Source organism: Photobacterium aquimaris, from assembly GCF_002954455.1.
In the GTDB taxonomy this organism is placed as follows: domain Bacteria; phylum Pseudomonadota; class Gammaproteobacteria; order Enterobacterales; family Vibrionaceae; genus Photobacterium; species Photobacterium aquimaris.
In genome coordinates this window covers 504,681-517,909 of record NZ_MSCC01000002.1, presented here as the reverse complement: position 1 = coordinate 517,909, position 13,229 = coordinate 504,681, and the positions used below count along the sequence as shown (strand labels likewise).

Here is a 13,229-nt window from a genome sequence, read left to right as displayed (position 1 = left end):
ATGGATATAAAGGCTTATTGAGATCATTTATTAAATAAGCTCAATAAGCCTCCCTAAATTAATAGGGAGGCATGATTAGGAGCTATTAATCTACTTCTACAACAAAGTGGCCAACAACACGGTCACCAGGTTCTAAATCATTAATAGTGAAAGTTACTGTGTCACCAGAAAGATTAGAGGCAACATCAGCACCTGTAGTACTGTCTGGATTACAAAGTGGACCAAGATCATCAGTCTTCAACGCATAGTCAGCATCTGTCGCAAATTTCACAACGCCAGTATCTACTGAATTACGACATTGAACTAACTCACCACCATTTGAGAATTGCGTATATTCAGTACGCTTATCTGTAATAACAGTGTTTAGTGCTGTTGAACTACCTTCGTTAATTGCAACGAGTTTCCACACCACACAATCTCCTGGAGCTACGCGAGTTGTATGTTGTTTCTGGAAGTTCTTCGGTATATCAGACTGACCACTATCATCACAACCAACATCTATATCAGTAAACTTGTACAGACGTACTTGACCTTGAACGACTTCAGAATTATCTAAGCCAGTCGCATTCACTGATGAATCTGTTGTTGATACGGCATTAATAGTCGTGATATTTGTTGTACCAGAAGTTGCAGTACCTGGAGCAAATACAGTTATAAATAGCTCAACAGTTTCACCTGGTTCAATTGTTAAGCTAGGAACAGTATCACTACCATCTGTTGCGTCACATGTCACTTCAATCTCAGTTGTTAAGCCAGTACTAGCCTGCAGCACAGTAATAGGCGATGTAACTGGATCATCACAAAGATTACCTATCTCTGTATCAGGCCGACCATTACCAGTAGTATCAATCATAACAGTGTTGTTAAAGCCAGCACTATTATTGCTTGAAGAAAGATCAACCGTTTCCGTGGTATTACCATTATTACTTAAAGTGTGCTCATAACCGACGCTACCGCCAGGCTCAACTTGCTCACTTAAAGATGCAGGTGAAATATCAATACTTGCAGCGCTATCAATATCAAATGCTTCAACCTTACGGTCAGTTGCACCTGAACTTGCCGACTCTACAACCATCGAAATAATGTAATCTAAATCACTATCGCCATTAGCATCAATCACACTAGGCTGTTGGCTATCAGCCAACGCTAATGTAGGATCTAATGGAATAGTAATTTCAGCAGTCACCCATAATACACCACCACCAGGAATTAATGGTGTTGCGGTAATAACTGCACCAGTTGCTGGAATATCTACAGCTCCACTGTGGTCAGTATCAATACCGTTATTCTTAAATACTACAGTCCAACCTTGCGGTAGTGTCGGTAACCAACCTGCACCATCATAACTACCTTCAGCACGTAGTATAAATGAATCTGAACTACCACCTTCATTTGCAATATATAATGGAACCATTACAGTTGTGCCTAAAGGTTCATTAAAGGTTGTTGCAACATCAGCACTTGTAAATCCATCATTAACATCAAACGCATCAAGGTTATTACCTGGTGTTACGTCTGTAATTGGACTGTTAGCAATATCAACAGTAGGCCCTGTGATCGTTGCTAAACGCTCAATTTTGCTACCTGACTTAGACTTATCATTAAATGATGTTGCTGTAGTTGTCGCATCAAATGGAGCGGTATAATCAGCAGCATCTGCTGGTAATTTAGCAACTACGCGAATCAATACTTCGTTACAATTCACAGTAATACCATCTACCGTTGCTGGCGTAGAATTGTCACACGTTGCGGGTTGAACTGGACCTGTATCAGCACCATTATGACCATTAGTATCTAAAAGTTGACCTGTACCATCAGCATTCCAGTATTGGAAACCTGTTAATGGTGGGAAACTTGTATTTACTGTTGCTAAATCAAAACTATCAACTATATTACCGTTGTTGATAACTTTGTTATAGAAGAATACATCACTACCAGACGATGCACCGCCCACAGTTTGAATACCGTTGCCTGAACCATCAGTATCACCACCACCAGATGTACCAGTTTCAGGACCTGTATCAGTGATAGCTACACCTGTAGTTGAAGTGGTCGGCGTCGTTGTTGGGTTAGTTGTATCTGGACCCGCTTTCGTAGGATCAGGGTTTCCACACTCTCCATCATCTGTGAAATCACCGTCACCATTTAAATCAGCACAGCTATAAGCAATGTTACCAATATTAGTATCACCTGAAATAACATCTGGAGAATATGCTACATAAAAGGTCATCGTCATGTTGTTACCAACATCCATAAACTTATCAATCGCATAGACACCAGCTACAGTTGAATCAGATGTGTTGCCATTACTATTTAGGTCAAGACCTGGACCAATATCAGCCTCATTAGAGTCGGTTGCGCCATCTTGGTCTAAATCAACACCATGACTACCTTCATTAACTAAGTTAGCAACACTAGTAATTAAGGTATCATTACTTGATGTTTGTAAGGTGCTGGTTGGATCATATAGCGCACCCGAACTTGCTGTAACTAAAGTGGTTCCCTCTGGAATACCATCAAATATCACAACATCTTTAGCTGCTGTATTACCGTTGTTTTTAACCGTTACTGTATAACGAATTAAGCTGACGGGTAAGTCATTGCTAGTGTCACCATCGACATCAACACCAAGAGACTGCTCTGTTCCAAGATTTTCAAGATGATCAGCTGATTTGGTCATATTAAGCACAGCATCATTCGTCACTGTAATTAAGTCACCATTGGTATCATTAGTACCATCGTTATTACCAACAGGATCCGATACTGAACCATCAACTGCACCGCCAGTGCCTTCATGAGCTTCAGCCTCTATCTGAACACCAATTGTTTCACCAATCGCTGTTGTTGGAGCAATACTCGCTGCTACAATGAGCTGCATAGACTCACCACCATTAAGGGTGATCGTATCGCCAAGAGCAATCGGAGGCTTGCCAGGATCAGGCTCACCATCACCAATAGTATCGTAATATAATTTAACCGATGTAGCATCTTGTGTATCTGGTCCTCGAGTATCACCTGTTGGTAAATTTTGACCAAAGGTTAAGGTATAAGTATCGATACCATTACCTGTATTGGTTAATACGTGAGGAAGATAAACAGTTTGACCTGGCGCACCAGGTACATCGAGGTCCTTTTCAATTGTTGCACTGTATATTTGTTTAACGGTAACTATGGCTTCATTTGATGTTGCAATATAACTGTTCCCTGAAGTATCTTCATAGGTTACTGTTGCTAAGTTTTTTATATCAGTTCCGGCGGCAGTAGCTGCAAGGGCTTGGCTAGATATTGAACCTGCACCTACCGTTATGAGTCCCGCCGCAACCCACATACTAATAGGCTTTAAATGCGTCTTCATAAAGTGGTTACCTTTTAAGGTCATTAATGTAATTACTAAGATGTGTTGCAAACCCTTGCTAAAGCTCGGGGTGAATCATTTACTAATCGTTATTTAACTTCTATACGATAAGCAAAAACTTGTTTTTCCTTAGCATTAATTGGGACTAGTGGCATCCAACGAACAGCGGTATATTTTTCAGGTGGAATAATAATTTCTACTTTTTTTCCATCTTTCATAATTTCGCGTTTCACTGGCTCTGATTCGAATGTTTTTCCTCCATCAATACTAACGACAAAATTTGATTTAATTTTTGTATTACTTGTATCGGCAACATAAAAAGTGTTTTCAGGAATAGGTCCTGTAATAACTAGGCCATTTAAAGGCTTTTCAGAATTATTTGTATACGTTAATTTATATTCAATTTTGTCTTTCGGATAAACTTTCTCAGCTTTAACTAACTCCTCTTTACCTTTTTTATTTATTTCAACAACATAAGCATCCATTTTACTTGTAAGTAAATCTTTATCTTCCGCATAAACAGAAAAAGACATTATCAAACAGGTTATTACCATTAATAATAAGTTTTTCATATTACACCTCATCTATTGTGATCCGTGAAATATAACTAATGCTAGAAGTATGCCAATCGTATAATTTATTTAAAACATAAAAAATCATCAGGTTAAAAAAACAGCAGTTGCACAATGCAAAATAAAATAACTTCCTTTCTTTTTTGCAAATCTATAAAAAAATAGACTTTAGATATTTAAATAAATTACAAATAAGAACAACTTTTAAGAAAATTTTCAAATACAACACATATTCTTAAAGTTAACAATTTAATTATTTTGGGTTTGAACACAACAATTTAAAAATAGCTTAATTTATTATTTAAATGTCACAATGGTAAGAAAAAATATCTTATCTTCATTAGAAAACAAGCTATTTCATTATGTTACTTAATATACCGAATATTGAAGTTTAAAAAACAAGTACCAACTCAGATATTTATTGATAAGGTAATTTGCAAATATAATTCCATTTTGCAATTTATAATTCTATTTTGCATGTTCTATTTAAAGTTTATAAGATGAAATTTAATTAAAGTAAGCTGCAGCTTTACAAACTATAGTCTGACCTCTAATAAGCATCAATCTATTCAATTGTTACTTGATAATAGATTAAACCGTTTTCAGATGGTTGTAATTCGCCTGTAAACTCAACCTTTATTTGGCCTTTATAACCACTACCGTTATTGCCATGAAGTGTTACTATATTGCAGTTAAGACCTGCGGGATAAGTATAATTATTACAATCAAGGGGGTGCTCTAGTGCTGTATATGCTGGCGTATCATCATAAATATTGACATCAGAAATTGATCCGGTCCCTACATTTTCAAAATGGATATCATAACGCAAAACATCATTCGGTTTAGCCGTATTTTGAATCGTAGCACCACTACCTTGAGTGATATTATTCACTGTCTTCGTCAGCTTCAATTCACCCGCGCCAACAAATGTTACTTTTACAGTATCAATATCAGTAACAATGCGTGTAATACCATGTCCAATCCCTGACGCATCTTCAAATAACATGGTTGCTGTTACAGCGTAGTTTACAGAGGCATTTAAGCCTGCATCACTTGGAATGAAAACTTTACTCAATAAACATAGCTTTGTATTACCAATAACGTTTATTGGCGTAGTAACAGCATTATCACCAGTATCAATATCCCCATTACAGTTATGATCACGATACAGGGTTATCGACCAATTGTTATTGGCTGGTGTAATGATGATATTGTCAATATTCAGATTAATACTACCTGAGGTAAATGTTGTTAATTGGTGGCGTAACAATACCGATTTATTGGGTTCAACTTCAGTGAAATTATCTGCTTCTAATGTTGGCGGTTTTACTTTACCGAAATTAAGATATTCAACGTTATCTCCAGCATTCGCTGTTACTGTAATTTGATTGTCGGTAACGCTGCTACTGCTAGCTTGTGGTATTGAAGCGAGATCACTTTCACTGATATCTATCCAACTCGCTTGACCAACAACCTTAATGATTACAGGCTGTGTAGCAACTTCTACTGGCAGTAATATTTCATAGCTACCATCACCGCGGCTGCGTACTGTTGATAAAATATCACCAGGATTATAACCCGCTATCACCCCTCCTTGATAAAAAGCTTGTACAGTAAATTGGCCTAGTCCTGTTTCTAATCCTGATTTCACACCATCATGTGCAGTAGCACTTCCTGATGCATTATCTTCAAAAATAAAGCCTTTAATAACAATCTGATTGATCAATTCAAAAGGGTAATCTTCCACTTCACCATTAGGTGCTAACATACCTAGTTGTGCATCATCAGGTGCGTTACATTGATTTGCTTGTTCACATAATCGAAAACGTATGGTGGTATTACCGTTATAGCCCTGAGTATAAGCAGCAGGAAGGAGGAACTGCACTGAGTTAATACCATCAATAACATCGAGTTCATTAACAATTTGCTCGCCGGTATCTCGATAGCTACCATTACCGTTCATATCAACCCACACATTTAGTTTCAGTGAGCCTGAGCCTTGATTCGTCACGGTAACATCAACGTTAACGATACTATTTACCACAATACTGGCTGGCATATTGACACCATCTTCGTCATCAATATCATGAATATCATCACCACGAGCATCAGCACTATTGAACTGCGTTAACTCAGGATCAAACAACAACCCTAAACGATAGTCTGCCTCACCATCGCTATCATCATCATAGAATTGATGTGTAACATTACCGTCAATGTCTGCGGTTGAATCACCATAATCAGCACTCACAAAACAACCTGCACCATCTAAGGTTTCATTGTACGCACTGTCCATAGCTGCAATAGCAACAATATCACCAGTGACTGTATTTATTCGATACATAGCAGACCCTGTATGCTCTGCTATACCATTACGATCTATATCATGCGAACCATTTTTGGTAACCGCATAAGCAAAAATACTGTCATCCATTATCAAAGCACCAATAGCACCACCTGCGATAGGCGCACTGGCACCATGCCAATTGAGGGTAACGCTATTAATGGTTCCCAGTGTTGGATTCAATTGATATAACTGCCCATTTAAAAGATCAGCATTGTAGAGGTTGCCATCTCTATCAAAAGCCATGTCGCCCCCCATTGGGGTTAAGGCACTTTGCAGCGAAACAATTGTAAATGTTTGATCTTTTAAATGTACCTTTATAAAACTTTGCCATTGCTGATGATGTAAATAAAGGTAGTTACCCGTAGGGTCAATCGCACCACGGGTAGCACTCTGGATATTAACGCCATTAACAACATTAGCAAGTGGTTGATTCTTATTAAATACAATCGAACTTGATGGAATTAGTTCTAGTGTTTGATTAACGGCCGAAACAATACGTCCTAAATTAACCACTTCACTACCACTTTGGTCGGTGACAACTAAATGCGCATCACCATTCATCGAATTGCTATCGGTAACAACCCCATAAATTAAATAGCTTTCAGGATGCATACCAAGACCATTGAAGTGATCAAAATTGATCAAGCTTGTAATCGTAACCGGTTGCTGCAATGACGTGGTTAATAGTGGTGCAGTATCTGGTTGCAAGCTTTCAAGTCCATAATTACTATTCGCGCCACTTGATAAGGTAAAATTGTTACAACTGTTGGTAACTAAAGAGACTGCTGTTGTCCACACTTGATAATCTTCAACTTCACCATTACTCGCACTACTTCCCTGTACGACATCATTATACTGATCACATTGCCCCACAGCGGCACAATAACGCACCCGTAATATGGTTGAACCGTTATATGATCCCATTGCAGTCGCATCTAATGTCAACACTATCGAGTTATCTCCGGCCGTAACAGCATAATTCGTTAGCAATTGTTCACTGCTATCAAAACTGCCTCCGTGTTGATAATCTAACCAAATATTAACCACACCGGGCTGAGTCGCCGAGAGTGTTATAGTGTTTGTACCTGCCTGTAACTGAGCTGGAATAATTACCCCATCTTCGTCTGCTAATGTATATAAGTTGTCATCACGGGCATTCGTACTGGAATGAGCATCAAATTCACTATCCCATAAACTCCCTAAAGAATAATCATTAATGCCATTACTATTATTATCCGAAAATTGATGACTTACAGCGCCATAGCTAGTATCAGCATCGCCATAATCTTTTGCAGTTTCAATACAACCTGCGGCATCAGAATAAGCGACATTCGAACCTGATATAGGGCCTAAATGTAATGCTTTTTTAGACAATATATTGAGTTGATATAATGCAGAGCCCACACTATCAAGACTGCCATTTAAATCACTGTCATAATTGCCATCGATCATTAAATATATAAAGCTATCTTCCCCCATCACCATACCGTAACTTGTCGCTGCTGGTACCGTGGTATTAAAATCAATCGCCGTTGTTGCTATTGCACCACTGGTTGGATTAATAATATAAAGCGTTCTTGCGGCGAGTTCTGTCGCATAAATATTCCCAGTCTCAGCACTAAATACCCAATCAGAGTCAAAAGGTAACGAGAAGCCACCACCCGTTGTCATGCCAATATCTGGTAGTAATAAATTAACTGCATCAACAGTAAAGGTGTTTAAATTGACGATTAATATTTGAGCACTGTTAATATGCCCTAAATATAAATACTCTCCACTATGATTTATCGTACCTAATTGACCAACTAATGAAGGAGATGCAGTAATAGGAGAGCCTGCAAGAACTGCAGTCATCGCACCTGTAGATACATTTACTATATCGAACCTATTACTTGCAAGCGGAGCACCGACATCCACAATATTGCCTGATTTATCAAACATCGCGATATGGAGCGTATTGCTATTATCAATGAAACTACCATAGAACACCCCTCCGACACGATCCAAAGCAATACCATTGAGATTATCAAATCCTGTTTGATTACTGATAATATTCGATAAACTGTAAGGTTCACTGGTTATATTCAATCCAGCAAAATCAAAACTGGTTGCGCTGCTACCACTGGATTGATAGGTACCGTCACATGTTGTACTTGGGAAAACACCTTCAATCACTTTCGCTAAGTGATCTTCTACTTCACCATTACTTGCAGGCCCTGAAATAACATCACATTGCGCCGTTGCATCATCAGTACATAATCGCAATCGTAAATAAGTGTCTCCAGTAACAACGCCCGCAAGCCCATTCCAATTTAAAGTCACATTCGCTTGTGTTGTCGTTGCACTAACAGCAATACTGGCTCGCTCTGATAGCTCAAATCCATTAAGCTGATTAAAGTCAACCCAAGCATATAGAGTGGCAGCTTTTCCTGAATTATTAGTGATAGGAACCGTTAAACTACCGCTGCCATTATTTACAAACACACGGACTTGGTTATCAAAACCATCTTCATCATCAGGCGTAGTACCCACACTATCATCACCATAAGCATCTATTTGTGGCATACCATCCACATCATTATCAGGTTTATTATCACCAATCCATAAATTGTTATTGCGAGTAACATGATAAGGTCCACTTGAACTATTAAGGGTTTGATAAGTATCAGGTGCATCACCAAAATCAAGGCCTAATGGCGCATAACGACAACGAGCACCATCATTACTCGACATCGTAAATCCTAAGTTTGACACTATCGTTGCGGTATAATTTGCTGCGGCGCCATTGCCTATTGGAATTTGTAGTACTGGTGCTAAAATATTATCTTGAGTGTATTTACCGTTATTAACAGCATACATATTACCGGCTTGATCAAAATAAATAGCACCATAAGCTGAAGTAAAGTGGTTATCATTATAATTTCTCGTCACACCAGCAGAAATAACGTTATTGATATTTTTACTATTATCACGATTATTTGTTGCTGGATCAAAAATCGCAATCGTACCATTACTCCGTAGTCCGTATAACTTGCCGTCAAGTGGGTTGATCGCAAAATCAGCTGTCCCAAATGAAGAAATACTTGGTCGGCCAACTTCTTGTAAATAGGTTTCACTGGCAGGGTTCACATCCACTTTTAAAATATAGCCCGTGTTACCACTAGTCATATAAAGAATGCCGTCATCAGAAATAGTGACATTATTAAATGCAATATTAATATTGCTTCCGGTTAGAGTAATTGGTAGTAAATGAACATTATAATTGCCATCAATTAAACCAATTAACTTGGCATCTGTTTGCGTGATATCACCAATAATATGATTATATTGCATCATATAACCAACTTGCAGGGCGCCATTTTTATAAGTACTGGTAATATTTGCAGCAAGCTCTTCGGTATCACCAGTAAATAAATCAACCGCAAATAAATCCGCGGGGGTTCGTAGTGATAAATAACCATCAGCATCACACGATGCAAACCCTGGCGCACTTATATCTGCAAAATTATTCCCAGAATCGTCACTGGTTATCGTATCTAGATCAATAATATTACTTGAACTTGATGTGTAACCGTCAGGATCAGTAATAGTATTGTTTACCAATAAACCATCACTATTGACAGCACCAACTTCTGGTGGACAAATCAACGGTGCTGGTGTGGTCTCATTCGCCGTTTCATAGAGTTTATATTGATGATTGGTTAATGCGGCTAGCGCATAGTCACCATTTGTATCAGTGGTCGTTGATTGACAGGTATTGGTGGTGACATCATATAAAGTAACCACAACATTACTAATGCCTAACTCGCCAGCATCAAGATTCCCATTGTAGTAACTCATGCCATCGGTAACCGCATTGTTACTATCTGCAAACACCTTACCACTGACTTTAAAACCAACAATTACAGCATAATCTTCAACTTCACCATCAATAGCAAAGCCTCCTGAATCTGTAGCTGTCAATGTTTGAGTTGTTATACGTAAACGTGCAAAAGTGGTTGCAGGCACAGAAGCGGCAGTAAAACCAGAAAACGATAACGTCGCAGAACCGTTAGTTGTTGCATCAGTATCATTACATTGCGCTTGAGCAAACTCATTATTACTCGCGTCAAAACTGCCATTGTGATTAAAGTCGACCCACGCATAAACCGTCGCCCCTAAGTCTACATTACCATCATGATCATTACACACCACATCAACTTGATAATCCGTACTATCAATAAAGAAACCTGGCATGCCTGTCACAGCATCTTCATCATTACCTGCACTAATACCAGAAGTATCTACATTATCATCATCAGTAGCAGTATTTGGATCATCTTCGATACCATCAGAAAAACCATCACTATCGGCATCAGCAACAGTTGAGCCTAAGTAGAGGCTATAGCGATAACTACCCAACCCATGTTCAGCGCCATTATTAGCACTTAACGTATGATAACCATCCGGTGCATCACCAAAATCTGACGCTTGGCTAAAGGTAATTTTATGATCCTCAACTTCCCCGCCAACAACGATACCAGTTGAGGCTTCATCCCATGAGGTTGATCCAAGATCTTGTGGTAAAGACTGATTACTAATCCGTAAGCGTAAATAACTCGTGCCTTCTTGCACCTGCGTAACATCGATCCAACGTAAAATAGCGGCACCTGTTGAAGATTCATCAATATCAGTACATTCTCGATAAGCATATTCAGAACGCTCAAACTGCTGGTTACCATTAAAATCAATCCAACCATGAACCGTTGCAGCTAAATCATTACCAGCCACAAAATCATTACAAGGCACATTTAAAGTAAACGTCGATTTAGACGAATCAAGCACTAAATTATCAACAGCATCTTCATCACTCAGTAACAGCAACATCGAATTATCATTAATATCATCTAGATCTGCCTCAGCACTTTGGTATATTCCGGGATCAATATCAGGCTCAATATCGCCTAAGAAAATACCAGTCACTATTCCGATTTCATGAACTGGGCCATTACTCTCTAATAATGTATGAAAGGTATTATTTGTTCCATCATCAGGAGCATCACCATAATCAGTCGCGGTAACACAGCCAACGTTTATACCATCAATTAAATTACCTTGACCATCTGAAACCCATTGTACGGGCAACCAAGCAATGCGAGTGATATATTGATTTGCAGGTACGGTATACAATCCTACATATTGAATAAAACCAACATCCGTCGTGCTTTTTTCATCGGTTAATTGCAGTTGCTGTAAATTATCTGGTGCGCCTATTCGCATTTCAGCTTGCTGATTACCGCCGCCCCCCGCCACTTTTCTTGGCGACCAATAAAAATCCCATGCTAATGTTTGCCCTGGTGTCGTAACGATATCTTGATAGTACATTTGCGGAATATACGTATTAAGTTCAGCCATATGACCACCAGCCGGTGTTGTAGCATTACCTGGGCCATAGTTAGTACGCGATTGAACGAGGTTGCCCGTTAGGCTCCAGTCATAACTGGTAAATGCATCGGCCGCTTGTGGTCCAATAGACCATCCGGGCACATCTTCTTCACGAAAATATTCATTAGTAAGGCCATGGCTTGGAGTACCGACTGGAATATCAAAATCGCCATTTTGAACCACACCTACATTACACCCAGTAATAGAAAGTGAAGGAGCGGCAATATTAACTAAATAATCTTCAACCTCACCATCATTGGCAAGCCCTGTGGCTGTAGTTATTTCTGCTGCATCAGAGGCATAACGCACTCGCATGTAACTTTCACCGTGAACACTTGAACTCGGTATACTTAATGTTATGCTGTTATCACCTTGCACAACAGCCACTGATTGAACTAATTCACTGCTACCATTGACGATATCAGACCAGTCACCATCTTGATTAAGATCGAACCAAATACTGATAAAACCAGGTGCGGAAGCCGTAATAATCAATTCATTATCAACAGTAACGTCGGTACCATTAACATAATAATTTGTTTGAATAATTGCATGATTACTCGCACTAATTATCGCATCATTGATATTAAATTGAACACCATCATCAAACACATCACTATCAGCACCAATACTAGGCACTGCTTCTGTATTTTGAGCGATATGATTACTACAATCAGCCGGAATGGATGTCCCTAAACACACCCCCGTCACCACTGTATGTCTAGCACCATTGACTGCACCAAATACAGGATAAGAGGCAGCTGAGTAGCCATTGTTTAAATCTATACCTTCAGGTGCATCACCATAATCATAACTACCGTTAGCGTTTGCATTAGCAGCTAAAAGCAATCCATGAACTAATGTCAGCACACCACATAGGGAGAGATTTACGAAGATATTTTTTATTTTAGATAAAGAGTTTTTTAATTTAGACATTATCATTCCCCCTACAATATTTATACGCCCATTCATGCTTTTCGTATTATGGAAAGCAAAATAAGCCTTATTTAATAATTGATGAGTTAAATATGTTAACCAAATAATCCTAATTTTCTCAGTTATAATTCGTTATCAAACTTAAACGAATTTACACCTGACAAGCCGAGTTATTGCTGCTGACAGCAATAACATTGAAATGAGGGATTAAGGTATATTGATGGCAATTGAGAATATGACTGGATATTAAGAGATGATGTGTTGTCTGGAGTGCGCCATCATAGTCAAACTGAACATTTGAACTAATGGGAACGATATAGCTATCACTGATCATGTGCCAGTGATTATATTTAATCTCGTCTTTGATGCCATCAGCGTATGATACTGTTACATCGGAATTTAGAATAGTTACAAACTGATTAACATTTAGAAAGTCAGTTGCCGCTACACGAAAAGGCACAATCGTAACTAATAATGCTGTTATCGCCAATATCACTTTTTTTATACTAACACACATGAGCATATGTCCCTTTTTATTAACATAAAGGGACATATGCAGCATGTATGCCAAATATAATAGGCACTCAATCAACTA

At 38.6% G+C, this 13,229-nt stretch carries 4 protein-coding genes; all 4 read right to left on the bottom strand.

Features of this window, described 5'->3' with window-relative positions:
* Positions 1 to 85 precede the first annotated feature (85 nt).
* Positions 86 to 3,355: a DUF11 domain-containing protein gene (locus BTN98_RS13065; protein WP_065190140.1), complete on the bottom strand. Its 3,270-nt coding sequence runs from the start codon at positions 3,353 to 3,355 to the stop codon at positions 86 to 88.
* A gap of 89 nt (positions 3,356 to 3,444) precedes the next feature.
* Entirely contained in the window at positions 3,445 to 3,927 is a 483-nt protein-coding gene (locus tag BTN98_RS13060; protein WP_060997280.1) for a DUF11 domain-containing protein, read from the bottom strand.
* Positions 3,928 to 4,492: 565 nt separating this feature from the next.
* Positions 4,493 to 12,634, bottom strand: coding sequence for a GEVED domain-containing protein (locus tag BTN98_RS13055; RefSeq protein WP_060997200.1), 8,142 nt, complete (start codon positions 12,632 to 12,634; stop codon positions 4,493 to 4,495).
* Positions 12,635 to 12,785: 151 nt separating this feature from the next.
* Positions 12,786 to 13,151 (bottom strand): hypothetical protein, encoded by a 366-nt coding sequence (locus BTN98_RS13050; protein ID WP_146107019.1) that lies wholly within the window; start codon positions 13,149 to 13,151, stop codon positions 12,786 to 12,788.
* Positions 13,152 to 13,229: the final 78 nt, after the last annotated feature.

Excerpts from the sequence above, each read along its gene's own strand:
- BTN98_RS13065 (WP_065190140.1), bottom strand. The coding sequence starts at position 3,355 with ATGAAGACGCATTTAAAGCCTATTAGTATGTGGGTTGCGGCGGGACTC.
- BTN98_RS13060 (WP_060997280.1), bottom strand. The coding sequence starts at position 3,927 with ATGAAAAACTTATTATTAATGGTAATAACCTGTTTGATAATGTCTTTT.
- BTN98_RS13055 (WP_060997200.1), bottom strand. The coding sequence starts at position 12,634 with ATGTCTAAATTAAAAAACTCTTTATCTAAAATAAAAAATATCTTCGTA.
- BTN98_RS13050 (WP_146107019.1), bottom strand. The coding sequence starts at position 13,151 with ATGTGTGTTAGTATAAAAAAAGTGATATTGGCGATAACAGCATTATTA.